Here is a 26,062-nt window from a genome sequence, read left to right as displayed (position 1 = left end):
CAACTTATTGCTGACCACCTCCATAGGAGGTGGTGTTCATGCAGGGATAAAAAAACCCTCTCGATGAGAGGGTTTTATCTTACGGCGTCAGCTGACCTTAGCTTTTAAAACGCTCCGGGAACTTCATTTCGCTGTAGCGCACAAAACGCGTTCCTTTCGCCAGCTTGTAACCGAACCAGATCACCAGGAACAGCGGAATGCCGATATAGGTTGCCGCCACGCCGCCCCAGTCGATGGTATCTTTGAGGAACGCTTCGTAATTCTGGCCCAGGGTAATGATCAGGCACAGCACGAAAGCGAAGATCGGCCCCAGCGGGAAAAAGCCGGAACGATACGGCAGATCGTTGAGATCGTTCCCCTGCAGCACGTAGCCGCGACGGAAGCGATAGTGGCTAATGGCAATCCCCAGCCAGGCGATAAAGCCGGTCATGCCGGAGGTATTCAGCAGCCACAGGTAAACGGTCTGATTACCGAACATCGAGCTCAGGAAGCACAGCCCTGCAATCACCGTGGTGGCATACAGCGCATTACGCGGCACGCCGCCTTTGGACAGCTTAGAGAAAATACGCGGCGCTTTGCCATCGCAGGCCAGGGTGTAGAGCATGCGGGTGGACGCGTACATCCCGGAGTTACCCGCCGACAGTACCGCCGTCAGAATAACCGCGTTCATAATCGCCGCCGCCGACAGCAGCCCCGCGTGCTGGAAGACCAGCGTGAACGGGCTGACGGAAATATCTTTCACGTCGTTACGCAGCAGGCTCGGGTCGGTATACGGAATAATCAGGCTGATAATCAGGATGGCGAACACATAGAACAGCAGGATACGCCAGAACACCTGCCGCACGGCGCGCGGAATGTTCTTCTCCGGGTTTTCCGACTCGCCGGCCGCGATGCCGATAAGCTCGGTTCCCTGGAACGAGAAGCCGACAATCATCGCCACGCCAATCATCGCCGCAAAGCCGCCGGCAAACGGCGCATCGTCGACAACCCAGTTGCTCCAGCCCGCAGGCTGTGCGCCTTTAAAGATGCCAAAGATCATCATCACGCCGACAATAATAAAGATGATGACGGTGGCCACTTTGATCAGCGAGAACCAGTATTCCGCTTCACCAAAGCCTTTTACCGAGATCCAGTTCAGCAGGAACATGATGCCGAGGAACAGCGCGCTCCAGACCCAGCCGGGTGCATCGGGGAACCAGTAGGTCATCACCAGCTGAGCGGCAACGAGGTCAACGGCGATGGTCACCGCCCAGTTGTACCAGTAGTTCCAGCCCAGCGCGAAGCCAAAGCCTTCCTCAACGTAATTCTGCCCGTAGGTGGCAAAAGAGCCGGACACCGGCATAAACGCCGCCAGCTCGCCGAGGCTGGTCATCAGGAAATAAACCATCAGGCCGATGAGAATATAAGAGAGCAGCGCCCCACCCGGGCCCGCCTGAGAAATCGTTGCGCCAGAGGCAACAAAAAGACCTGTACCTATGGAACCGCCAATCGCGATCATGGTCAAGTGGCGCGCCTTCAGTTCACGACGTAAACCGGGCGCTTCTGTGGTTTTAGTATCCGAAACCATGTGAAAATGCTATCCATCCAAAAAACGAGGCGAGATTGTAGCAGAGTGTCTGTGATCCATCCGATACAATTGCAAAGTTATAAGAGAGCTTCATGATCGAGCATGGATTATTAGTAAAGCATGAAATCCCGAAAACGCCAGCGCGCGTGGCGTCCGCTTTTACACGTCGCAATAATGCAGAAACCGCTGTAATGCCTTGGAAATATGCTTCTGCCGGTGATGAATGCGCCACAAGGTGCGGGTTAAGCGCGGCAGCGGAATCGTCAGCTCCACCAGCGATCCGACTTCAAGCTGCTCCGCCACCACGCGTCGCGACAGGCAGCTAATGCCCAGACCGTGGCGCACCGCGTGCTTGATGGCTTCCGAGTTGCCCAGCTCCATCCCAAGATGAAACGCCGGTAAATGCGAGAGTAATAAATAGTCGACGATTTCCCGGGTCCCGGAGCCGTGCTCGCGTAAAATCCACGGCGCTTCCGCCAGCCGTTGCAGCGTCACCTCCCCTGCCAGCAGCGGCGAATCCGGCGCGGCAAAGACCACCAGCTCATCTTCCAGCCAGGGTTCGGCGATAATATCCGCGGCGTGACAGGGACCTTCAATCAGCCCGATATCCACGCGCAGATCGGCCACCGCATTGATCACGTCCTGGCTATTGCCCACGCTCAGCTCCAGCGGTAAATCCGGCAGATCCCGTCGATAGCGCGCAATGATTTCCGGCAGAATATAGTTGCCGATGGTGCTGCTGGCGTAGACGCGGATCGCGCCGTTGTCGCCGCGAAACAGCTGCTCTATCTCCAGCGCCCGCTCCAGCAGCGCCAGCGCCCGCGGATAAAGCAGCCTGCCGTGCTCGTTGACCACCAGCCTTTTCCCTACGCGGTCAAAGAGCTGCACCCCCAGCTGCCCTTCCAGTTCGGTCAGCGCCGCGCTAACCGCCGACTGGGAAAGCGCCAGCATTTGCGACGCCTGAGTGGTCGATCCGCTTTTTAAAACTTCAGCAAAAACTTCCAGCTGACGTAGCGTGATATGCATATTTTTTCCTGCCTTTATAGACGACTCGCGATCCGCGGCGTGAGGCTGAGGCCCATCGTTCTCAAATCGCAAAACCGCGTTTTTACCACTTATTTCGATTAATTATAAATATATAATCAATTTTATATTTAAACCAGCGAGTCGTATGCTTTTCCCAGACAAAGGAGAAGGTTATGACAGCACTCACTTTACCGACTAAACATCGCCCATTGCGGCACTTTGCACCTGGACTGGCGCTCACCGCCCTGCTCACCGGCGCAGCGCTGTGGGCCGGTAGCTTTCCGGCTATCGCCGGCGCGGGCTTCAGCGCCCTCACGCTGGCCATTTTATTCGGCATGGTCATCGGTAACACGGTTTACCCGAAAATCTGGCAGCCCTGCGACGGCGGCGTGATTTTTGCCAAGCAGCACCTGCTGCGCCTCGGCATCATCTTATACGGCTTTCGCCTGACGTTCGCCCAGATTGCCGACGTCGGCGTCGGCGGTATCGTGATTGACGTTCTGACGCTTTCCAGCACCTTTTTGATCGCCTGTTTTCTTGGGCAAAAGGTTTTCGGCCTCGATAAACATACCAGCTGGCTGATTGGCGCCGGCAGCAGCATCTGCGGCGCGGCAGCGGTACTGGCAACGGAACCGGTCGTCAAAGCGGAGGCCAGCAAAGTCACGGTCGCCGTCGCCACGGTGGTGATTTTCGGTACCATTGCCATCTTCCTGTACCCGGCGATTTATCCCTTCCTGGCGCACTGGTTCACGCCGGAAGCCTACGGCATTTATATGGGTTCGACGATGCATGAGGTTGCTCAGGTTGTCGCGGCAGGCCACGCGGTGGGTCCGGACGCGGAAAACGCGGCGGTGATTGCAAAAATGCTGCGCGTGATGATGCTGGCTCCGTTCCTGCTGTTCCTCGCCGCGCGCGTGAAGCAATTAGCCCCGGCAAACGGCGGTGAGAAAAGTAAAATCACCATTCCGTGGTTTGCGATCCTGTTTATTCTGGTGGCGGTGTTTAACTCCTTCCACCTGCTGCCGAAAGCGGTTGTCGATATGCTGGTCACGCTGGATACCGTACTGCTGGCGATGGCGATGGCCGCCCTCGGCCTGACCACCCACGTCAGCGCGCTGAAAAAAGCCGGCGCCAAACCGCTGCTGATGGCGCTGATGCTCTTCGTCTGGCTGATTGTCGGCGGCGGCGCGATTAACCTGGCCATTCATAGCCTGATGGCCTGAAGCCCCTCGCTACTCAGGTTGTATTAAGGATGATGTAACTCTCCGGCTAAGCCGCTATCATTACCCTCCCCCCAGCGGCTTAACTGGAGTTTTTTTATGAAATATATTGGAGCGCACGTCAGCGCCTCCGGCGGTGTAGCCAACGCCGCCATTCGCGCAGCCGAAATCGGCGCGACCGCATTTGCCCTCTTTACCAAAAACCAGCGCCAGTGGCGCGCCGCCCCTCTGAGCGACGAAACCATTGCTGAATTCAAAGCCGCCTGCGAAAAGTACCAGTTCGGCCCGGGGCAAATTCTGCCGCACGACAGCTATCTGATAAACCTCGGTCATCCGGTTGAGGACGCGCTGGAAAAATCCCGCGATGCCTTTATTGATGAACTCTCCCGCTGCCAGCAGCTCGGCCTGACGCTGCTGAATTTCCATCCGGGTAGCCATCTGCAGCAAATCCCGGAAGACGAATGTCTGGCGCGTATCGCCGAATCGATCAATATCGCGCTGGCAAAAACCGAAGGCGTCACGGCGGTGATTGAAAACACCGCCGGCCAGGGCAGTAACCTGGGCTTTAAGTTTGAGCATCTGGCGGCCATCATCGACGGTGTGGAAGATAAATCACGCGTCGGCGTGTGCATTGATACCTGTCACGCCTTCGCCGCCGGCTACGACCTGCGCAGCGCCGAAGAGTGCGAAAAAACCTTCGCTGATTTCGACCGAATTGTGGGTTTCCAGTATCTACGCGGTATGCACCTGAACGATGCGAAAAGCGCGTTCGCCAGCCGCGTTGACCGTCACCACAGCCTGGGTGAAGGCAATATTGGCCATGATGCTTTCCGCTGGATTATGCAGGACCGCCGCTTTGACGGTATCCCGCTGATTCTGGAAACGATCAATCCTGATATCTGGGCGGAAGAGATCGCCTGGCTGCGGGCGCAGCAAACGGAAGAGGCCACGGTCTGATATGAACGACAGGGAAAAGCAGATCCTCAAAATTTTGCGGCGCAATCCGCTAATTCAGCAGCATGAGATTGCCGATATTCTGCAGATTAGCCGCTCCCGCGTGGCCGCGCATATTATGGACCTCACGCGTAAGGGGGCCATCAAGGGCAAAGGCTACATCCTTACCGAGCAGGAGTACTGCGTCTCGCTGGGCGCGGTGAATATGGATATCCGCGGAATTGCCGATATTCATTATCCTCAACCGGTCTCCAACCCGGGGAATATCCAGTGCTCTGCCGGCGGCGTGGCGCGGAACATCGCGCATAACCTGGCGCTGCTGGGCCGCGATGTGCATTTGATTTCCGCCGTCGGCAGCGACTTTTACGGCGAAACGCTGCTGGAGCAAACCCGCCAGGCGGGCGTTAACGTGCAAAGCTGTATCCGCCTGCACGGCCATAACACCGCCACCTACCTCTCCATCGCTAACCCGCAGGAAGAGACGGTGCTGGCGATTAACGATACGCATATTTTACAGTCGCTCACGCCCCAGCTGCTGAATCAGTATCGGGATCTGCTGACGCATGCCGGCGTCGTTCTGGTCGATTGTAATTTGACGGAGCAGTCGCTGGAGTGGGTATTTACCCTGGCTAACGGCATTCCGGTATTTGTTGATACCGTGTCCGAGTTTAAAGCGCACCGCATTCGCCCATGGCTGGGGAAGATCCACACCCTCAAACCCACGCTGCGCGAACTCCAGATCCTCTGGGGACAGGCTATCGAAAACGACGTGGATCGCGATCGGGCGCTAGCATGGCTGCACGAAAGGGGAACTCAGCGGGTGGTGATTTGCTCGGAAGACGACGCTGTTTTCTGTAGCGAAGCAGGGGGTGAACGCTTCCGGATGAGTCTGCCGGACCATACGACGATAGACAGCTTCGGCGCCGACGATGCGCTAATGGCAGGGCTACTTTATAGCTATCTCGACGGTAGCGACTTTAAAGAAAGCGTCGCTTTCGCCATGGCCTGCACCGCCATCACCCGCGCCAGCGACGGTATCAACAACCCCTCGTTGTCCGTTGATAACGCGCTCAATTTACTTCCCGGCGTGGCGTAGCGCGCACCGCAGGCGCGGTGCGCGCAGCCTGTTATGCCAGGCCAATAAAGAACCCGGCAATGGTGGCGCTCATCAGGTTAGAGAGCGTGGCCGCCGCCAGGGCGCGCAGCCCAAGCTGGGCAATCTCCGGCGCGCGCTGCGGTGAAATGGCCGAAAACGCCCCGACAACCACGCCGATCGAGCCAAAGTTGGCGAAACCGCACAGCGCGAACGAGATGATCGCAACGGTTTTCACGTCCAGATTGCCGCCGGCTTGCAGATAGGGAGAAAAGTTGAGGTAGGCGACGAATTCGTTTATCGCCAGCTTTTGGCCAATCAGGCTGCCCGCCAGCGTCGCATCGCTCCAGTCAACGCCCATAATCCATGCCAGCGGCGCGAGCAGGAAGCCGAAAATTCCCTCCAGCGTGGCGTGACCGTAGCCAAACCAGCCGCCAATGCCGCCGATAATACCGTTCAGCAGAGCAATAATCGCCACAAACGCCATCACTACCGTTGCCACCCCGGCGGCAATTTTCAGGCCGGTCATCGCCCCTGACGCCGCCGCCTCGATAACGCTTTTCGGCGGCGTCTCGGTGAAGGAGAGATTGTCGAAAGTGACCTGGGATGCTTCGGTTGCCGGACTCAGCATACGGGCAAACAGAATCCCGCCGGGGATAGCCATAAGCGAAGCGGCCAGCAGATAATCAATCGGCACGCCCATACCGGCATAGCCGATCATCATCGACCCGGCGATCGACGCCATCCCGCTGCAAATCGCGGTAAAAAGCTCATTGCGGTTGAGCTTGTTGATAAACGGTTTGACGATCGCCGGGATCTCATTTTGCCCAAGAAAAATGGTGGTCACGGCGACAAAAGACTCAATTTTGCTGATATTCAGCGCCTTCTGGAAGATGCCGCCGAGAATCCGGATCAGCAGCCCCATCACGCCGAGGTAGTAAAGCAGGCTTATCAGCGCGGTGACAAAAATGATGGCGGGCAGCACGCGGAAAGCGAAGATAAAGCCGGCGCCGTCAAACAGCACGTCCATCTTCGGGCCGACCAGTGAACCAAAAATAAACGCGCTTCCGGCGTCGCTATAGGACATGACTTTATGTACCCCAAGCGCGGCCTGCTCGACCAGCCACTTGCCCGGCGGAAAGTAGAGCATCACCCCGCCAATGACGATTTGCAGCAGCAGTGCCGCCCCTACCGTTCTGACGCTGATGCGTTTTTTATTGACTGACAGCGCAAAGGCAATGGCCAGCAACACCACCATCCCCAGAAGACTTCTCATGATGTCCATAATGATATCCTTACCTGGTGGAAAACCCGGCGCGAGCCAGGCTTTCGGTATCGTTGATATCGGGGCGGGCAACCGCAAACGGCCCGCAACTGCCGTCAGGCTACCTGCTGATACTCTTTGGCAATCTCGCAGGCCAGAATGGCGTTGTTGAAGACCAGCTGAATATTGGATTTCAGGCTGTCTCCGCCGGTCAGCTCCGCGACGCGGGCCAGCAGGAACGGCGTACTCGCTTTCCCCACCACGCCCTGCTCTTCCGCCTCCTTCACCGCCCGGTTGATGGCGGCGTTGATTTTCTCTTCCGGCATCGCGAACGCTTCAGGAATGGGGTTCGCCACCACCATGCCGCCATTCAGACCCGACTGCCATTTCACCGCCATCGCTTTGGCGATCTCTTTGGCGCTATTGAGGCGAATGCTGACGTCAAACGGGCTGGTTCGGCAGAAGAATGCCGGCAGCGCAGAGGTTTGATAACCAATAAGCGGAACGCCAAACGTTTCTAAATATTCGGTCGTTAAACCGAGATCGAGAATAGATTTTGCACCGGCGCAGACGACGGTGACGTTAGTATTTGCCAGCTCCTGCAAATCGGCGGAAATATCAAACGTGTGCTCGGCTCCGCGATGTACACCGCCAATACCGCCGGTAGCGAAGACTTTAATCCCGGCCATTGCGGCAATAATCATGGTGGACGCCACGGTGGTCGCGCCATTTAATCCCGCGGCGACAACAAAGGGTAAATCACGACGACTAACTTTGGCGACGTTATGCCCTTCGCGACCCAGCAGTTCAATTTCTTCACGGCTTAAGCCAACTTTCATGACGCCATGAATAATCGCAATGGTTGCCGGCACCGCCCCCTGGCGACGAATGGTTTCTTCTACTTCCAGCGCCGTTTGCGCATTTTCCGGAAATGGCATGCCGTGAGAAATAATGGTCGATTCCAGCGCCACTACTGGCTGATTATTTTTCAACGCCTGCTGAACTTCCGCAGAAACCTGTAATAATTCAGAGGAAATATTTAATTCAGACATATTCTTTCTCCACTACCTTTTTTACGTTGGCGTAAGATAATTCAGGGTTATTGGTGAATTCCGATGAGAGCGCCAGAGAAGAGCATCCCTGAGCAAACTTCACCGCTTGCGAAAATGAACAGCCGTCGAGCCAGCAGCAGGCAAGGCCGGCCATCATGGCGTCACCGGCGCCGGTGACGTTAACGACCTGAGTTTTCAGCGGCGCAGACCAGCCGCGTTCGCCCTCTTTCTCACTGTAGTAAACCCCGTCGCCGCCCATGCTCAGCACCAGGCGCTTCAGGCCACGCTGATGAAACCAGTCGGCAACGCGCGCGACGTCATCCGTGCCGGACAGCGCGATGCCGCTCAGCGTTTCAGCTTCAATTCGGTTCGGTTTCAGGGTGTGAATACGCCCCAGATGCTGGCTGATTTTCACGCACTTCCAGGCTGAAACCGGATCGACAAAAACGGGCGTTGCGCCGCAGTTTTCCATCAGCCAGGCGAGAGCGGCCTCGCTGATATTGCAATCAACGACAATCACCGCGGCATTGCGGATAAAATCTTGATGCTGGCTTAAAAACGCTGGCGTAATATGTTCAGTGATGCTCATATCATTAATCGCCACCAGCATTTCACCGGTATTATCAAGCAGCGATAAATAGCTTGAAGTACCTTCCCCCTGGATAACCTGACATTTATCGACATGAACCCCGGACTGGGCCGTTTGTTTTAATAGAGAGTGGCCATAAAAATCGTCACCGACAACCGATAATAGCCACGCTGTTTTATTTAACAAGGCAATGTTTTGCGCAATGTTTCGCCCTACGCCGCCGGGAGTATATTTTATTTTCCCGGGGTTAGAATCCGCATAGTTCAACGATACATTGGAATAACCAGCAACATCCATATTTGCCGATCCAATAATCACAACGTAATCATTTTCAGGCATAAAAATACCCTCCAGCATAAAAAATGCTATGGCAGTGGAATTATTGAATATCAATAAATAAGCATACTCCCATTCATCACCCCTCAATAAACACATGTTTGAATGTGAACATATGTTTATGTTAAGCGCAATGTTTTTAAAGTAAAGAGGTCAGCAAGAGGGATTTCATATGAACATGAACAAAATCACAAAAAATGACCCGTATGGTTTTTAAACAGTTTAAAAATGCGAAGGAGAGCACATACGGCAGGATGAGCGGGGGGAGATGAGGCATAAAAAAAGGGCAGAGAAGACTCTGCCCTTGAGAACGATTTAATGGGTCGATCAGGCTGCTTTTTCGACTACCTGAACTTCAGGACGTTTCAGCACCGCGTAGGAGAGCCCTGCGACCAGCGTACCGACGACAATCGCCATCAGATAACCGAGTACCGGCGTAATCGCGCCAGGAATCAGCAGGACGAACAGACCGCCGTGCGGCGCCATCAGCTTAGCACCGACCGCCATGGACATCGCGCCGGTGACCGCGCCGCCAACGATACAGCAGGGCAGGACGCGCATCGGGTCGCGAGCAGCGAACGGAATCGCGCCTTCGGTGATAAAGCACAGGCCGAGAACCAGTGCGGCTTTGCCGCCTTCCTGCTGCGCTTTGTCGAACTTGTTACGCGCAACCAGCGTCGCCAGACCCAGCGCCAGCGGTGGAACCATACCCGCCGCCATAATGGCCGCCATCGGCGCATAGGTTTGGGTGGACAGCAAGCCAACACCAAAGGCGTAGGCCGCTTTGTTCACCGGACCGCCCATGTCGGTACACATCATACCGCCGAGGATTGCACCGAGCAGAACCGCGTTCGCCGTGCCCATGGTTTGCAGCCAGTGGGTCAACGCTTCGAGGATCCCGGCAACGGGCTTACCAATCAGGTAAATCATCGCCAGACCTACGATCAGGCTGGAAACCAGTGGAATGATCAGGATTGGCTTCAGCGCCTCCATACTTTGCGGCAGTTTCAGCTTCGTACTGATCGCTTTCGCCACGTAACCGGCAAGGAAACCAGCGATGATACCGCCGATAAAGCCGGACCCGGTGCTTACCGCCAGCATACCGCCGATAAGACCCGGCGTCAGGCCCGGACGGTCAGCGATGGAGAAGGCGATAAAGCCCGCCAGTACCGGCACCATCAGCGCGAAGGCTGAGCCCCCACCGATTTGCATCAGCGCGGCGGCCAGGGTGTCTTTCACTTCAAAGGCTTTAATACCAAAAGCGAAGGAAAGTGCGATACACAGACCGCCCGCCACCACCATCGGCAGCATGTACGACACGCCGGTCAGCAGGTGGCGATAGGCGCCAGCGGACTCTTTTTTGCCTTCCGCCGCGGCCTGGGATTTACCCGCAGGCTGATACGGTTTCGCTTCAACAACGGCTTTATCCAGCTCCTGAGCGGTTTTCTTCAGTGCCAGACCGGTGGTGGTGCGATACATCGGCTTACCGGCGAATTTCGCCAGATCCACTTCGATATCGGCAGCCACCACCACCAGATCCGCCTGTTCAACTTCTTCCGGGGTGATTGCATTGCCCGCTCCCACGGAGCCGCGCGTTTCAACTTTCACCCACCAACCGCGTTTTTTGGCTTCGGTTTCAATCGCTTCCGCCGCCATAAAGGTGTGCGCCACCCCGGTCGGACAGGCGGTGACCGCCACGATGCGTTTCGGACCGTTGGTCGCTGCGGGTACAGCGGCAGCGGCCGGGGCGCTGTAAGGCGTTGCATGGCTTTTGGCCTCACCGAGGAACAGCTCCGGGTGCGCTACGGCGCGGTTAATATCGCCGAGATAGACCTTTTTGCCGTTCAGCGCGCTGTCGGCCGGCAGCGCCGTGCCCAGCACAATCGCCAGCTCAGCGTCGTTCGGGTTATCAATCAGTTCGAGTTGCGCTTTTTGCGCCGCAGTGCTTAACAGGGTCTTCGCCATATAGGCGCGAGCCTGTCCAAGCCCGGCATCAATAATCAGCAGCGTTTTCATTATGCCTCTCCTGCTGTTAATTAAAGGGTTGTAAGTCGACGCGCGCCATCATTGCGGCCAACTGGGTACGATCGGTAATACCGACATTGCTCTGACTCACCGCCAGCGCGGCAACTGCCGTTGCCAGGCGCAGCGTATGTTCGCTGGACTCACGCATCAGCAGGCCATAAATCAGGCCGCCAACCATGGAGTCACCGGCGCCAACGGTGCTTACCACTTCAACGGAAGGCGGCTTGGCAATCCACTCTCCGGATGCGTTAACCCACAGAGCGCCTTCTTCGCCAAGGGAGATAACCACGTGGGCAATTCCCTGCTCACGCAGCGCATGAGCGGCTTCAATCACATCTTTCATTTCAGGCAGCTTGCGGCCCGCCCAGATTTCCAGTTCGCGGCGGTTAGGTTTAACCAGCCACGGAGCCGCTTTCAGACCGGCAACCAGCGCTTCGCGGCTGCTGTCAAAAATGATGCACGGGCACTGGCTGCGCAGACGGGTCATCCAGTCAGTGAACGCTTCCGGGCTGACGCCAGACGGCAGGCTACCGCTCACGCAAACCATATCGAACTGGCCCAGCCAGCTCAGGGAATCGTTAACAAAACGCTCCCAGTCGCCCGGCGTGACTTCAAAGCCGGAGAAGTTGAAATCGGTGACTTCGCCGTCTTTCTCCGTCAGCTTGACGTTGATACGGGTACGGCCCTGAACAACCTGAAAACGGTTAGCAATGCCCAGCTCGCTGAACAGCTGCTGAAAACCATCCTGATTGTCTTTACCGAGGAAACCGCCAACGGTGACGTCGATACCGAGATCTTTCAGCACTTTTGCAACGTTGATCCCCTTCCCTGCGGCGTGCAAACCGGTAGTGCGAACAAGGTTAACCTCACCGCGTTCAATTTCCGGGGTAAAACCCACCAGGTCATAGGCCGGGTTTAAAGTAATCGTTGCGACACGTCTGCTCATTTATGCGCCCTCCCCAAGGCCTGCGGCGATCGCTTCGCCAATCGCATCCAGCGCCTGCTGCGCATCTTCACCCTGCGCGGTAAAGCGCAAGCGGTGACCTTTTTTCACGCCCAGCGCCACGACTTTCATCAGGCTGCGGCCGTTGGCCGGTTTGCCCGAACCATCAAGGTTGGTGACGGTAATGTCGCTGGAGAATTGTTTAATGGTATTAACCAGCATCGTGCCGGGACGCGCGTGCAGCCCGTGCTCGTTGCGGATAACGTATTCCGCGCTGAGAACATCTTCCGCAATCGCGTCGTCGCTGGTCAGCAGCGCCAGCAGCGTGGCACCATCAGCCTTCAGCAAACGGTCAGCTTTTTTGTCGAGCAGCAAATTGCTCAGGCGATTAAGCACCGCAGTTGGCTGGTCATCGGCCATCGCGACGGTGATCAGCAGAGAAACCGGCTGCTCATCGCTGGTAAAGGCGCTGGCCGCGCGGCTGACGGCAACGGCGCTGCGCAGGTTGCCTTCGGTGCTGTCGTTCAGCCAGATGCCCTGACCGAGGTTCAGCGGTTTATCATTAATCGTACGGCTAACAAAGGAAGCATCGACCGCGCCGGCTTCTTTCAGCCGAGCGGCATTCAGCGCCTGCAGGGTCAGCAGGTCGCTGGCGACAACGTCCAGGGTCAGCGTCTCGTTATCCAGCTTCAGCGCTTCGCTCTGCTTTTCACCCATCAACAGGGCGCGCAGTTCTTCAGCGGTCGTCGCGGACTTAAGTTGTTCAGCAACGGAGTCGTCGCTCAGCACGTGGGTCAGCTGACGCAGCAGCCCCAGGTGTTCATCCGAGCTGGCGGCAATACCGATAGCGACGTAGGCGGTTTGCCCTTCGCCCCAGGTCACGCCCTGCGGGAACTGATACACCTGAACGCCGGTTTTCAGTACCTGATCGCGGGTGTCGGTGGTACCGTGCGGAATCGCAATACCGTTGCCAAGGAAAGTGGAGGTTTGCTGCTCGCGAGCCAGCATCCCGTTGATGTAGCCGTCTGCCACGTTGCCCGCGCTGACCAGCGCGGAGGCAACCTGACGAATAGCCTCTTCTTTATTACCGGCCTGCTGACCGGGATGAATATCCTGCACAGATAACTGGAACATGGTTCTCCTCTCCTGCTGAATTGAATCGTTTCAGCTACTTTGAGAAAAAATGCGTCATCTACCTGCCGGAGAATCTCCCGATGACGCTGAAACGTTTCAAGAAGTCTGTACCTTTATTAGCCTCCAGGCAAGAAAAGTTCGTTTTCTGATAACAGAAGTTAGAGATACAGCACACTTTTGCTGAAGCGGGAGCGTCGAGGCCGGGAAAACTTCAGCTTTCTGCTGAAGTTTGATTTTGAAACGTCTTTTTGATTTATTCGTGCCCTGGTACTGTTCATTTTCTGAGTGACGGCGTAAACTCCGCGACTCCTGAAAACCGATGAACGCCGACATGCAAAACAGTAGCGCCGCCCTGCCACGACGCGGGTTTGATTTCACCTCTTCCGCCTTTCTGATCGTCGCCTTCCTGACGGGTATCGCCGGGGCACTCCAGACACCAACGCTGAGCCTGTTTCTGACGAACGAGGTTCACGTACGACCGGCGATGGTCGGCTTCTTTTTTACCGGTAGCGCGGTGATCGGCATTCTGGTGAGCCAGTTCCTCGCCGGGCGTTCGGATCGCAAAGGCGACCGCAAGCGGCTGATCGTCTTCTGCTGCCTGATGGGCGTGCTGGCCTGCGTGCTCTTCGCCTGGAACCGTAACTACTTTATTTTGCTGTTCATCGGGGTATTTCTCAGCAGCTTCGGCTCCACCGCCAACCCGCAGATGTTTGCCCTCGCCCGCGAGCATGCGGATAAAACGGGCCGTGAGGCGGTCATGTTTAGTTCGATTCTGCGCGCTCAGGTGTCGCTGGCATGGGTTATCGGACCGCCGCTGGCCTACGCGCTGGCCATGGGTTTTGGCTTTACGGTGATGTATCTCAGCGCGGCAGTTGCCTTTGTGGTCTGCGGCGCGATGGTCTGGTTTTTTCTTCCCAGCATGCGTAAAGAGCCGAAGATCGCTACGGGCCATCTTGAAGCGCCGCGTACCAACCGCCGCGACGCGCTGCTGCTGTTTATCATCTGTACGCTGATGTGGGGAATCAACAGCCTGTACATCATTAATATGCCGCTGTTTATCATCAATGAACTGCATTTACCGGAGAAGCTGGCCGGGGTCATGATGGGCACCGCCGCCGGGCTGGAAATCCCGACCATGCTGATTGCGGGCTATTATGCCAAACGCTTCGGCAAACGTTTCCTGATGCGCATCTCAGCGGTGGCCGGCGTGCTGTTTTACGTTGGCATGCTAACCGTCCATACCCCCGGACTGCTGCTGGCCCTGCAGGCGCTGAACGCCATTTTTATCGGTATCCTGGCCGGTATCGGCATGCTCTATTTCCAGGACCTGATGCCCGGACAGGCGGGTGCGGCCACCACGCTTTATACCAATACCACGCGCGTTGGCTGGATTATCGCCGGTTCGCTGGCGGGGGTCGTTGCGGAAGTCTGGAGCTATCACGCCGTATTCTGGATTGCGCTGGTGATGGGGGTCATCACTCAGGCCTGCCTGTGGCGTATTAAAGACGTTTAAGGGTATCCCGCGCGGGCTTGCACCGTCACGAAGTGCTCAGCTCAAGATGAAGCAGCCAGGTCATGGCGTCTTCGCGATTGGTGGCGCACATTTCCGCTTCCGGCTTCAGGCTGGCGCACACTTTCGGCCTTAACGGCGAGCCAAAAATAGCGCAGAGATTATTTTGCGATAGCTGCACGCAGCGGGTGTTTGCCGGCTTGCCTTGCGGCATGCCCGGGATAGGGCTGGAGATAGAAGGAGCGATACAGCAAGCTCCGCATTCAGGGCGGCATTCCATAATCGACTCTTCCGATAACGCTTTTAGCAGCCCAGCCTAAACGTTTTACCTGAAGATAGCAAAACCGACGAATTCCACTTGCCTGAAAGGCCCGGCGCGAGTAGTTTTACGCGATATTTTCGACCCTTTAAGTGACAGGATTACCGCAATGCCAAGAGCGAATGAAATTAAAAAAGGTATGGTGCTGAATTACAACGGCAAACTGCTGATTGTTAAAAATATTGATATTCAGTCACCCAGCGCCCGCGGCGCAGCGACGCTGTACAAAATGCGTTTCTCCGATGTACGCACCGGCCTGAAAGTGGAAGAACGCTTCAAAGGCGACGACATCGTCGATACCGTCACCCTGACCCGCCGCTTCGTTGACTTCTCCTATATCGATGGCAACGAATACGTCTTTATGGATAAAGAAGATTACACCCCGTATATCTTCACCAAAGAGCAGATCGAAGAAGAGCTGCTGTTTATGCCGGAAGGCGGCATGCCGGATATGCAGGTTCTGACCTGGGACGGCCAGCTGCTGGCGCTGGAACTGCCGCAGACCGTGGATCTCGAAATCGTTGAGACGGCGCCGGGTATCAAAGGCGCATCCGCAAGCGCGCGTAACAAACCGGCGACGCTGAGCACCGGCCTTGTTGTTCAGGTGCCTGAATACCTGAGCGCGGGAGAGCGTATCCGCATCCATATCGAAGAGAGCCGCTACATGGGCCGCGCGGACTAAACTCCGCCTTTGCAACATCCAGGAGGGCAGCCAGCGGCTGTCCTTTTTATTAGCCCCTTATCCGCAATCTCTCCTCCGCCAAAAGCTGTTATACCAAAAATAGCGAAGTTACCGCTAATCTCACCGGCTCTCTCCGCATACTTTGCGGCCTGACCGTTTACCGCGACAGAATTGCATGATCAAGCTCACATTAAGCGGATAAATAAGGCTCACCAATTTAATTTGTTGTCATATATCTTTACACTGGCCATGTTAATTATTGGTTAATCAGGTGTGTTAAGAATGACAACCATTGCGACAGCCACGCTGCCGGAAGGCGTACAGCTTCCTCGATACGATCGCAGTCAGCTGCGTTCGCGTATTGTGCATTTCGGTTTTGGCGCGTTTCATCGCGCGCACCAGGCCCTTCTCACCGATCGGGTGCTCAACGCCAGCGGCGGAGACTGGGGGATTTGTGAGATTAGCCTGTTCAGCGGCGATCGGCTGATGAGCCAGCTTCGCCAGCAGGACCACCTGTTTACCGTGCTGGAAAAAGGCGCCGAGGGCAATCAGCCGATTGTTGTCGGCGCCGTTCATGAGTGTCTGAATGCGAAACTGGATTCGCTGGCCGCCATTATTGAGAAATTTTGCGAACCGCAGGTCGCCATTGTCTCTCTGACCATCACCGAGAAGGGCTACTGCATCGATCCGGCCAGCGGCCAGCTGGATATGACGCAGCCGCGCATTATTCACGATCTGCAAAATCCGACGCTGCCGCAATCGGTTCCCGGCATTCTGGTAGAAGCGCTGGCGCGCCGCCGACAGCGGGGGCTACCGCCGTTTACCGTCCTCTCCTGCGATAATATTCCCGATAATGGACATGTGGTAAAAAACGCCGTGCTGGGAATGGCCGAAAAACGGGACCCCGAGCTGGCGCAGTGGATCGCCGAACACGTCAGCTTTCCCGGTACCATGGTTGACCGCATCGTGCCCGCCGCCACCGATGAGTCGCTGGCAGAAATTAGCGCGACGCTAGGCGTGGAAGACCCCTGCGCAATCAGCTGCGAACCCTTTATCCAGTGGGTCATTGAAGATAACTTTGTTGCCGGTCGCCCGGATTGGGAAACCGCGGGCGTCCAGATGACCGATGACGTTTTACCGTGGGAACAAATGAAGCTACGGATGCTCAACGGTAGCCACTCGTTTCTTGCCTGGCTTGGCTATCTGGCTGGCCATGCGCACATTAGCGACTGCATGCAGGATCCGATTTTCCGCAGCGCCGCCTACCGCCTGATGCTTGACGAACAGGCGCCGACCTTATCCATTCAGGGCGTTGACCTGACGGCGTACGCTGACAGCCTGATCGAGCGCTTCAGCAACCCGGCGCTGAAGCATCGCACCTGGCAAATCGCCATGGACGGTAGCCAGAAGCTGCCGCAACGTATGCTTGAGGGTATTCGCGTCCATCTCGCTCGGGGCAGCCGCTGGCCGCTGCTGGCGCTCGGCGTGGCCGGCTGGATGCGCTACGTCAGCGGTATTGACGATGCCGGAAATGCGATTGATATTCGCGATCCGCTGGCCGATAAGATGCAGAAACGGGTTTCTGCCAGCGATGAACACCAGCGCGTGGCGGCCCTGCTTACGCTTGAAGAGATCTTCGGCCGCGACCTGCCGCAGAACCCGCAGTTTGTCGCTCATATCACCGCCGCATGGCATCAGCTCGCCGCTTTTGGCGCGCGTCAGGCGATTGCCGGCACGCTGAACGCTTAACAATTTCTGCCTTTTAGCGGACAGATCCCCCTTCTGTCCGCGGTAAGACTTCTCTTTTCCCCTTTTTTTCGTCAGGATAGCGTAACTGTTACAACATTACATTTATCCTGGAGAAAAAGTGACCAAAACCAATTTGATCACGGGGTTTCTCGGCAGCGGCAAGACGACGTCGATTCTGCATCTGCTGGCCCATAAGCCCGCGGATGAAAAATGGGCCGTGCTGGTCAACGAGTTTGGTGAAGTAGGCATTGACGGCGCGCTGCTGGCGGAAAGCGGCGCGCTGCTCAAAGAGATCCCCGGCGGCTGCATGTGCTGCGTGAACGGTCTGCCGATGCAGGTCGGGCTCAACACCCTGCTGCGCCAGGGCAAACCCGATCGCCTGCTGATAGAACCCACCGGGCTTGGCCATCCTAAACAGATCCTCGATATGCTGACCGCCGCAATATACGAGCCGTGGATCGACCTGCGCGCCACCTTATGCGTGCTGGATCCGCGCCAGCTGCTGGACGAAAAAATAGTGACCAATGACAACTTTCGCGACCAGCTGGCCGCCGCTGACGTCATTATCAGTAATAAAGCCGACCGCGCAACGGAGGAAAGCCAACGCGCATTCGCCGCCTGGTGGCAGACCTATGCCGGCGATCGGCGGTTCGTCAGCGCCACGCGGGGGAATATCGACCCGGCACTGCTTGATTTGCCGCGCCGCAATCTTGCGCCGCTTCCCGCCAGCCCCGAACACGCGCACGGCCACGGGCAGAAACAGGGCCTTGCGGCACTGAGCCTCCCTGCCCATCAGCGCTGGCGTCGCAGCCTCAATAGCGGCCAGGGCTATCACGCCTGCGGCTGGATTTTTGACGCCGAAACCGTTTTCGACACCGTGGCCCTGCTCGAATGGGCGCGCCTGGCGCCGGTCGGGCGCGTGAAAGGCGTGATGCGCATCGCGGAAGGAGTGGTACGCATCAACCGCCAGCAGCGCGATCTGCATATTGAGACGCAGAACGTTCCTCCCCCCGATAGCCGTATCGAGCTGATTGCCGATACCGAGACGGACTGGAACGCACTGCAGGCCTCCTTGTTGAGGATTCGTTTAAGTTAAGACGGCTATGGTTGCCGTCGTTTACCCAACACACGATAGTTATGATTAAAAATCGAATTCCCCTAATCCTGCTGCTGAACGCGGCGGGTGTTGCGCTTTTTTGTTCATGGTACCTTCCCGTTAACCATGGTTTCTGGAATCCGCTGGACTCGGCGATCTTCTATTTCTTTAACCACCTGGTTGGCGTGAGCACCGCTTACACCTGGCTGCTGGCGATTATCAACAACCGCGCATTTGATGCCTGCTCGCTACTGGCGATGGGCAGCCTGATGCTAAGCTTCTGGTTTAAAGAGCAGAGCGCCGGACGCCGCCGGGTGATTATCATCGGCCTGGCGATGCTGCTGGCCGCCGTCATCATCAATCAGCTTGCCCAGCACCTGATGCCGGTTAAGCGCGCCAGCCCTTCGCTCTCTTTTACCGATATCACCAAAGTGAGCGATGTGATCTCCTTCCCCACTAAAGATGCGTCTAAAGATAGCTTTCCAGGCGATCACGGTATGATGCTGCTGATTTTTGCATCATTTATGTGGCGCTATTTCGGTCGCCGGGCGTTTGCCATCGCGCTGGTCATATTCGTAGTGTTCGCTTTTCCACGCGTAATGATTGGCGCTCACTGGTTTACCGATATTGCCGTCGGCTCATTAACGGCGGTACTCATTGGCGCCCCCTGGGTATTGATGACCCCGCTGAGTGATAATGTCATTGCGTTATTTGAGCGTTATCTTCCGGGTAGAAAAACTAAAAATTAAATCTATCTTTACAATTAATTAATATCATTCATAAGGGATCGTTCTGGGTCCCTTTTTTTGTCCGCGCGTTTTTTCTCATCCGGCATCATCTTCCCGTCATAGTAATCATGTTAGAAATGAGTAAATTGCGTATTTTTTACCCATTGCTGTCGCTATTTTGCCCTTTGCCGATGATTCACTTTTTGTCGCAAAAATACTTATAAGAAAATGCGTAAAACCGCTCGCCATCCCCCGGTTGATCGGGTAACCTCAATCTCGTTTTGCCTCGTCAGCGACATCAATTCAGAGAATGAATAAATTTGTGCGTCAGTCCACAGTTTTATGCTTACGGAATTGTCTCATTGCGACCAGGTAATTAGGCTCTAACACGTTTGGCATTTTTTATAACGACATTGTCGTTAAGGACAACAAGGGATAACACACAGCATGGTCAAATCTCAGCCGATTTTGAGATATATCTTGCGGGTCGCCCCCGCGATTGCAGTTGCGGTTCTGCTTTCCGCGTGTAGTTCAAATAGTACCGCCAGGAATATGCATTCTGAGACGCTTGCTGTGGGTAGTGGCGATTTATCATCACTGCAAGCCTCTCAGGATGAATTTGAAACGATGGTCCGCAACCTGGACGTTAAGTCCCGCTTGATGGATCAATATGCCAGCTGGAAGGGCGTGCGTTACCGCCTCGGCGGCAGCACCCGTAAAGGCATCGATTGTTCCGCCTTTGTGCAACGGACTTTCCGTGAACAGTTTGGCCTGGAACTGCCGCGCTCGACTTCAGAGCAGCAGGATTCCGGAAAATCGATCAGCCGCGCGCAGCTGCGCACCGGTGATTTAGTTCTGTTCCGTGCAGGTTCCACGGGCCGCCATGTAGGGATCTACATCGGCAACAATCAGTTTGTTCATGCTTCCACCAGCAGCGGTGTGACGATTTCAAGCATGGATGAGCCGTACTGGAAAAAGCGCTATAACGAAGCGCGACGCGTTCTGAGCCGTTCGTAATCGTCTTCTGCCGTTGGTTAATCCCTTGGCCAACGAAAGAAATAAAAAAACACTGCCGAGGCAGTGTTTTTTTTTGCTCGCCAGCCAGGAAACTTCGTAAAATAAGCGATGTCTTTAAGCAGGGATAGGAAAAGCGATTTCTATTAGCTCCCTGGCGCAAATCAACAATACGGACTGACTATATAGCCTATGCCTACCCGTCATCTCGCTCCCCGGCGAAAAATCTGGCTGACCAGCATATGTGTTGGAATAGCCGTCGCCCTGCTGGCCGGTAGCATCCAGTTCATGGTGATTTATCACAACCGTGCGGAGCGTTTCGACGCCATTATTCACAACGTTCATACGTATCTGCAGGACTACTTTCACGATTTGAATCAGACGATTCAGGGCATGCAGCCGCTGGTCGATCAACCCTGTGAAAACGTTGCCTCAGGCTTAACCGCCCATGCGGCATTCAGCCCGAACGTCCGCGCCATCCTGCTGGTCAAAAATGGCCTTGCGTTTTGCTCCTCCGCCACAGGCGCTATGAACACGCCCTTAACCCAGCTCATTCCGCAGCTTAATCTTACTCAAGCGGTCGATATGGCGATTCTGCCCGGGACGCCAATGATGCCGAAAAGCGCCGCGCTGGCGCTGTGGGTCCGCAGCCCGCACGGCGGGAAAGACGGTATTTTTGTCTCGATTAATGCCAACCTGACGCCCTATATTCTCTACTCAGCCCGACAGAATGATTTCAGCGGCCTGGCGCTGGCCATTAAGGACACCGCCATTTCCACCTTCAGCAACCAACTTATCGACCCGCAGACGCTGCTCTCGCCGCCCATTCGCCAGACGCAAATCGACGGCCTGCCGCTGAAGGTTTATCTCTATGCGAACAGCTGGCTGGCGGAGAATACGCAGTTTGCTCTGCTGCTGGGCGTCGTGTGCGGGCTGCTGGCCGGGCTTTTAAGCTACTACATCCTGACGATTAAATCGGACCCGCGCAAAGAGCTGCTGCTGGCGATCAAAAACGATCAGTTCTATGTGGTTTATCAACCGGTGGTGAGGTCAGAGACGCTGCGCATCAGCGGCGTTGAGGTACTGATGCGCTGGCGACATCCCGTGGCCGGCGAGATCCCTCCCGATGTGTTTATCAACCTTGCTGAAACCCAGCAGATCATTATTCCGCTCACCCGCCATCTGTTAAAACTGATTGCGCAGGATGCGCCTGTTCTGCAAACGCTCCTGCCCGCAGGGAGCAAGCTGGGGATAAATATCTCCCCCCTTCATCTGCACGCAGGCAGCTTTCAGCAGGACCTTCAGCACTTCGCCGCCGCCATGCCGGCCGGCCATTTTAGCGTGGTGCTGGAGATCACCGAGCGCGCGATGATCGATAAAAATCGCTCCTTAGGGAACTTCGACTGGCTGCACGAACAGGGCTTTGAAATTGCGATTGATGATTTTGGTACCGGTCATAGCGCGCTAATCTATCTGGAGCGCTATAACTTTGATTACCTGAAGATAGACCGCGGCTTCGTGCAGGCTATCGGCACTGAGACCGTCACCTCACCGGTGCTTGATGCCGTTATCACCCTGAGCCGCCGCCTGAAGCTCACCACGGTCGCTGAAGGGGTGGAAACGCAGGAACAAGCGGGATGGCTGCGCGACCACGGGGTAAACTATTTACAGGGCTACTGGTTAAGCCGGCCGCTGACGCTGGACGCGCTGATCGCCGCCCATGATGAACCGGCGAAATATTTCACAAGCCGCTAAGGGTCCTTTATTATTTGCTATCAAAGGTCAGGCCGCTTCAGGTCTGACATTGGAGGGCGACATCCTGGTTATTTTTGCACGCATCAGCCTGATCCTGCTGACCTTATTTAGCCTGCAGAGCCAGGCGCAAACGATTAAAGAGAGCGACAGGTTCGCTATTATCGGCGAACCGAAATACGCCGCGGGCTTTGACCATTACGATTATGCCAACCCCGCCGCGCCTAAAGGCGGGGCGATTACCCTCGCGGCCATCGGTACTTTTGATAATTTCAACCGCTACGCCATGCGCGGCAACCCCGGTATTCGTACCGAAAGCTTATACGACACGCTATTCACCACCTCTGATGATGAGCCCGGCAGCTACTATCCGCTGATCGCCGAGCATACGCGCTATGCCGATGATTTTTCATGGATGGAGATCGCGCTCAATCCCCGCGCCCGCTATCACGATGGCAGCCCCGTCACCGCCAGCGATGTCGCGTTTACCTTCCGGAAGTTTATGACCGAAGGGGTGCCGCAGTTTCGCCTCTATTATAAAGGCACCACCGTAAAAGCCATCGCTCCGCTCACCGTACGCATTGATTTAGCCAAACCGGGCAAAGAGAACATGCTTAGCCTGATGACGCTACCGGTGATGCCGGAAAAATTCTGGAAAAACCATAAACTCAGCGACCCGCTATCCGCCCCACCGCTGGCCAGCGGCCCGTATCGCATCACCGCCTGGCGCATGGGCCAGTACATTACCTACTCGCGGGTTAAGGACTACTGGGCCGCCGACATACCGGTCAACCGCGGGCGCTGGAATTTCGATACGCTGCGCTACGACTATTACCTGGACGACAACGTCGCTTTCGAAGCCTTTAAGGCCGGCGCCGTCGACCGTCGCGAAGAGAACGTTGCCAAGAACTGGGCTACCCGCTACGTCGGGCGCAATTTTACCCACGGCTATATTGTTAAAGATGAATACACCAACACCTCGGCGCAGAATACGCAGTGGCTGGCCTTTAACATTCAGCGCCCGGTATTTTCAGACCGCCGGGTACGCGAAGCCATTACCCTCGCCTTTGATTTTGAATGGATGAATAAGGCGCTGTTTTATCACTCCTACAGCCGCGCCAATAGCTTCTTTCAGAATACCGAATACGCGGCGCGCGATTATCCGAATGCCGACGAGCTGGCGCTGTTAACGCCGCTGAAAAAAGAGATCCCGGCCGAAGTTTTCACGCAGATATACCGTCCCCCGGTTTCCAGCGGCGATGGTTTCGAACGCGCAAACTTGCTGAAGGCGGATGCCATCCTTAACCAGGCGGGATGGATAGTGAAAAACCAGCGGCGGGTTAATGCGAAGAGCGGCAAACCGTTACGCTTTGAGCTGCTGCTTCCTTCCGGCAGCAGCGATCGCTGGGTCCTGCCCTTCCAGCACAACCTCCAGCGGCTCGGCATCGTCATGGATATTCGTCAGGTCGACAACTCCCAGTACAGTAACCGCAAGCGCAGCCGGGATTACGACATGATGCCCAACGTCTGGCGCGCCACGCCCTGGCCCGGCACCGACCTGCAAGTCTCCTGGGACTCCGAATATATTAACTCCAGCTATAACGCCTCAGGGGTACAAAGCCCGGCCGTCGACCGGCTCATCGCGCAGATTATTCGCTGGCAGGGTAATAAAGAAAAGCTGCTGCCGCTGGGCCGGGCTCTCGACCGCGTGCTGACCTGGAACTATTACATGCTGCCGATGTGGTATATGGCGCAGGACCGAACCGCATACTGGGACAAATTCTCCTTCCCGCAGACCCGCGCGGTCTACTCCTCCGGTTTCGAAAACTGGTGGTACGACGCAAGCAAAGCGGCCAGACTCCCCGCGGACAGACGCTAAGGAATTAAGATGGGTGCATATCTGCTCCGCCGACTACTGCTCATCATCCCCACCCTGTGGGCGATTATCACCATTAACTTTTTTATTGTGCAGATCGCGCCCGGCGGTCCGGTCGATCAGGCGATTGCGGCGATTGAGTTCGGCGACCGCGGCGGCTTGCCCGGCGCCGGAGATGGCGGCATGGCCGCCAGCCATGCGCGTACGGGGGTCAGCAACATCAGCGATGGGCACTATCGCGGCGGGCGCGGGCTGGACCCGGAGGTGATTGCCGAGATAACCCACCGCTACGGCTTTGATAAGCCGCTGTACGAGCGTTATTTTAAAATGCTCGGTGATTATCTGCGCTTTGATTTTGGCGATAGCCTGTTTCGCAGCTCATCGGTACTGCAGCTGATTAAAGACAGCCTGCCGGTCTCAATCACCCTGGGCCTGTGGAGTACGCTCATCATCTACCTGGTGTCGATTCCGTTGGGGATCCGTAAAGCGGTCAGCAACGGCAGCCATTTTGACGTCTGGAGCAGTACGCTGATTATTATCGGCTATGCCATCCCGGCGTTCCTGTTTGCCATTTTGCTGATCGTTATCTTTGCCGGCGGCAGCTATTTCGATCTCTTTCCGCTGCGCGGGCTGGTGTCAGCCAACTTCGACAGCCTGCCCTGGTACCAAAAAATCCTCGACTATCTCTGGCATATCACCCTACCGGTGCTGGCAACGGTGATCGGCGGTTTTGCCGCCCTCACGATGCTGACCAAAAACAGCTTTCTTGATGAAATCCGCAAGCAGTACGTGGTTACCGCACGCGCCAAGGGCGTCAGCGAAAAGCAGATCCTTTGGGGCCACGTGTTTCGCAACGCGATGCTGCTGGTGATTGCCGGTTTCCCGGCCACCTTTATCAGTATGTTTTTTACCGGCTCGCTGCTGATTGAGGTGATGTTCTCGCTAAACGGACTGGGGCTGCTGGGCTATGAGGCCACCGTATCTCGCGATTACCCGGTCATGTTCGGCACGCTGTATATTTTTACCCTGATTGGCCTGCTGCTGAATATCATCAGCGATATCAGCTATACGCTGGTCGATCCGCGAATCGATTTTGAGGGCCGCTAATGTCATTTTTTAGTCCCGTCAATCAGGCCCGCTGGGCGCGTTTTCGCCACAACCGCCGCGGCTACTGGTCGCTATGGCTCTTTTTAGCGCTTTTCGCCTGTAGCCTGTGCGCGGAGCTTATTGCTAACGATAAGCCGCTGCTGGTCCAGTACCGCGGCAGCTTCTACGTTCCGCTCCTGAAAAACTACAGTGAGACCACCTTCGGCGGCAGCTTTGCCACCGCCGCCGACTATCAGGACCCGTGGCTGCAAAAACGGCTGGCGGATAACGGCTGGGCCCTGTGGGCGCCGGTTCGTTTCGGCGCGACGACCATTAATTTCGCCACCGACGCGCCCTTCCCTTCGCCGCCGTCAGGACAGAACTGGCTGGGCACCGATGCCAACGGCGGGGACGTGCTGGCGCGTATTCTGTACGGCACGCGCATTTCCATTCTCTTTGGACTGCTGCTGACCCTCTTCTCCAGCGTACTGGGGGTGATGGCCGGCGCCGTTCAGGGGTATTACGGCGGGAAGATTGACCTCTGGGGGCAGCGGTTTATCGAAGTCTGGTCGGGAATGCCGACGCTGTTTCTGATTATCCTGCTCTCAAGCGTTGTACAGGCCAACTTCTGGTGGCTGCTGGCCATTACCGTGCTGTTCGGCTGGATGACGCTGGTCGGCGTGGTCCGGGCTGAGTTCCTGCGCACCCGTAACTATGATTATATCCGCGCCGCGCAGGCGCTCGGCGTCAGCGATCGCGCCATTATTCTGCGCCATATGCTGCCTAACGCCATGGTCGCCACCCTGACCTTCCTGCCGTTCATTCTGTGCAGTTCGATAACCACCCTGACCTCGCTCGATTTCCTCGGTTTTGGCCTGCCGCTGGGCTCCCCTTCGCTGGGCGAACTACTGTTGCAGGGTAAAAACAACCTGCAGGCGCCCTGGCTGGGCATCGCCGCCTTTCTGTCGGTGGCGGTCCTGCTGACGTTATTGATTTTTATTGGTGAAGCGGTTCGCGACGCCTTTGATCCAAGCAAGGCGGTGTAGC

22 protein-coding genes are annotated in these 26,062 nt (G+C 56.2%); 13 read left to right on the top strand and 9 right to left on the bottom strand.

Annotated elements, in window-relative coordinates:
* Window positions 1-97 precede the first annotated feature (97 nt).
* Window positions 98-1,567, bottom strand: coding sequence for an amino acid permease (locus tag SIK97_RS08105; RefSeq protein WP_004852681.1), 1,470 nt, complete (start codon window positions 1,565-1,567; stop codon window positions 98-100).
* Window positions 1,568-1,726: 159 nt separating this feature from the next.
* Complete coding sequence (gene yieE / locus SIK97_RS08100) at window positions 1,727-2,593, bottom strand: DNA-binding transcriptional regulator YeiE (protein ID WP_014839059.1); 867 nt, start codon at window positions 2,591-2,593, stop codon at window positions 1,727-1,729.
* A gap of 173 nt (window positions 2,594-2,766) precedes the next feature.
* Between yieE and SIK97_RS08095 the strand changes: the two genes are divergently transcribed.
* From SIK97_RS08095 to SIK97_RS08085, 3 genes are all read left to right on the top strand, one after another.
* Window positions 2,767-3,816 (top strand): YeiH family protein, encoded by a 1,050-nt coding sequence (locus SIK97_RS08095; protein ID WP_014230161.1) that lies wholly within the window; start codon window positions 2,767-2,769, stop codon window positions 3,814-3,816.
* Between the two features lie 96 nt (window positions 3,817-3,912).
* Window positions 3,913-4,770 carry a deoxyribonuclease IV gene (gene nfo, locus SIK97_RS08090; protein ID WP_014230162.1) on the top strand — a complete coding sequence of 286 codons (858 nt, stop codon included), beginning with the start codon at window positions 3,913-3,915 and terminating at the stop codon, window positions 4,768-4,770.
* A gap of 1 nt (window position 4,771) precedes the next feature.
* Window positions 4,772-5,863 carry a sugar kinase gene (locus SIK97_RS08085; protein WP_057173879.1) on the top strand — a complete coding sequence of 364 codons (1,092 nt, stop codon included), beginning with the start codon at window positions 4,772-4,774 and terminating at the stop codon, window positions 5,861-5,863.
* Between the two features lie 31 nt (window positions 5,864-5,894).
* Here the strand turns inward: SIK97_RS08085 and SIK97_RS08080 are convergent, their stop codons facing one another.
* From SIK97_RS08080 to fruB, 6 genes are all read right to left on the bottom strand, one after another.
* Window positions 5,895-7,145, bottom strand: coding sequence for a NupC/NupG family nucleoside CNT transporter (locus SIK97_RS08080; RefSeq protein ID WP_014230164.1), 1,251 nt, complete (start codon window positions 7,143-7,145; stop codon window positions 5,895-5,897).
* A gap of 95 nt (window positions 7,146-7,240) precedes the next feature.
* Window positions 7,241-8,176, bottom strand: coding sequence for a pseudouridine-5'-phosphate glycosidase (locus SIK97_RS08075; protein ID WP_004852691.1), 936 nt, complete (start codon window positions 8,174-8,176; stop codon window positions 7,241-7,243).
* Complete coding sequence (locus SIK97_RS08070) at window positions 8,169-9,104, bottom strand: pseudouridine kinase (protein ID WP_047723222.1); 936 nt, start codon at window positions 9,102-9,104, stop codon at window positions 8,169-8,171. Before SIK97_RS08070 ends, SIK97_RS08075 begins: the two co-directional genes overlap by 8 nt.
* Window positions 9,105-9,428: 324 nt before the next feature.
* Window positions 9,429-11,117: a PTS fructose transporter subunit IIBC gene (gene fruA, locus SIK97_RS08065; protein WP_014230167.1), complete on the bottom strand. Its 1,689-nt coding sequence runs from the start codon at window positions 11,115-11,117 to the stop codon at window positions 9,429-9,431.
* A 16-nt stretch (window positions 11,118-11,133) separates the two neighbouring features.
* The gene (gene fruK / locus SIK97_RS08060; protein WP_004103928.1) at window positions 11,134-12,072 is read right to left on the bottom strand and encodes a 1-phosphofructokinase; all 939 of its coding nucleotides are present in this window, start codon (window positions 12,070-12,072) and stop codon (window positions 11,134-11,136) included.
* The gene (gene fruB / locus SIK97_RS08055) at window positions 12,073-13,203 is read right to left on the bottom strand and encodes a fused PTS fructose transporter subunit IIA/HPr protein (RefSeq protein ID WP_004852698.1); all 1,131 of its coding nucleotides are present in this window, start codon (window positions 13,201-13,203) and stop codon (window positions 12,073-12,075) included. It abuts the gene before it with no gap.
* A 331-nt stretch (window positions 13,204-13,534) separates the two neighbouring features.
* Here fruB and setB point away from each other — a divergent pair, with 331 nt between their 5' ends.
* Window positions 13,535-14,716 carry a sugar efflux transporter SetB gene (setB, locus tag SIK97_RS08050; RefSeq protein WP_032721873.1) on the top strand — a complete coding sequence of 394 codons (1,182 nt, stop codon included), beginning with the start codon at window positions 13,535-13,537 and terminating at the stop codon, window positions 14,714-14,716.
* Between the two features lie 25 nt (window positions 14,717-14,741).
* Here the strand turns inward: setB and SIK97_RS08045 are convergent, their stop codons facing one another.
* Window positions 14,742-14,993, bottom strand: a complete 252-nt coding sequence (locus tag SIK97_RS08045) for a YkgJ family cysteine cluster protein (RefSeq protein WP_014230170.1) — start codon at window positions 14,991-14,993, stop codon at window positions 14,742-14,744.
* Between the two features lie 148 nt (window positions 14,994-15,141).
* On the opposite strand from SIK97_RS08045, the gene yeiP reads away from it, so the two are divergent.
* The 9 genes from yeiP (at window position 15,142) to SIK97_RS08000 (ending at window position 26,061) form a co-directional block, all read left to right on the top strand.
* Window positions 15,142-15,714 carry an elongation factor P-like protein YeiP gene (yeiP, locus tag SIK97_RS08040; protein WP_004122911.1) on the top strand — a complete coding sequence of 191 codons (573 nt, stop codon included), beginning with the start codon at window positions 15,142-15,144 and terminating at the stop codon, window positions 15,712-15,714.
* A gap of 282 nt (window positions 15,715-15,996) precedes the next feature.
* Window positions 15,997-17,463, top strand: coding sequence for a mannitol dehydrogenase family protein (locus tag SIK97_RS08035; protein ID WP_057173880.1), 1,467 nt, complete (start codon window positions 15,997-15,999; stop codon window positions 17,461-17,463).
* Window positions 17,464-17,581: 118 nt separating this feature from the next.
* The gene (locus SIK97_RS08030) at window positions 17,582-18,559 is read left to right on the top strand and encodes a CobW family GTP-binding protein (protein WP_049101616.1); all 978 of its coding nucleotides are present in this window, start codon (window positions 17,582-17,584) and stop codon (window positions 18,557-18,559) included.
* A 35-nt stretch (window positions 18,560-18,594) separates the two neighbouring features.
* Complete coding sequence (locus tag SIK97_RS08025; RefSeq protein ID WP_025106743.1) at window positions 18,595-19,308, top strand: phosphatase PAP2 family protein; 714 nt, start codon at window positions 18,595-18,597, stop codon at window positions 19,306-19,308.
* 426 nt (window positions 19,309-19,734) lie between these two features.
* Window positions 19,735-20,304: a bifunctional murein DD-endopeptidase/murein LD-carboxypeptidase gene (gene mepS / locus SIK97_RS08020; RefSeq protein WP_004122922.1), complete on the top strand. Its 570-nt coding sequence runs from the start codon at window positions 19,735-19,737 to the stop codon at window positions 20,302-20,304.
* Between the two features lie 189 nt (window positions 20,305-20,493).
* On the top strand, window positions 20,494-22,056 hold the full coding sequence (locus SIK97_RS08015; RefSeq protein ID WP_057173881.1) for a cyclic di-GMP phosphodiesterase: 1,563 nt from the start codon (window positions 20,494-20,496) through the stop codon (window positions 22,054-22,056).
* 70 nt (window positions 22,057-22,126) lie between these two features.
* Window positions 22,127-23,932, top strand: a complete 1,806-nt coding sequence (locus SIK97_RS08010) for an extracellular solute-binding protein (RefSeq protein ID WP_057173891.1) — start codon at window positions 22,127-22,129, stop codon at window positions 23,930-23,932.
* A 9-nt stretch (window positions 23,933-23,941) separates the two neighbouring features.
* Window positions 23,942-25,036 (top strand): microcin C ABC transporter permease YejB, encoded by a 1,095-nt coding sequence (locus SIK97_RS08005; RefSeq protein WP_004132450.1) that lies wholly within the window; start codon window positions 23,942-23,944, stop codon window positions 25,034-25,036.
* The gene (locus tag SIK97_RS08000) at window positions 25,036-26,061 is read left to right on the top strand and encodes an ABC transporter permease (protein WP_032750641.1); all 1,026 of its coding nucleotides are present in this window, start codon (window positions 25,036-25,038) and stop codon (window positions 26,059-26,061) included. The genes SIK97_RS08005 and SIK97_RS08000 overlap by 1 nt, the downstream gene beginning before the upstream one ends.
* Window position 26,062 lies beyond the last annotated feature (1 nt).

Origin of the sequence: Klebsiella sp. JN_Kp126, assembly GCF_033843325.1 — a bacterium.
GTDB classification, from domain to species: Bacteria; Pseudomonadota; Gammaproteobacteria; order Enterobacterales; family Enterobacteriaceae; genus Klebsiella; species Klebsiella michiganensis.
This window is presented reverse-complemented; position numbering and strand designations above follow the sequence as displayed.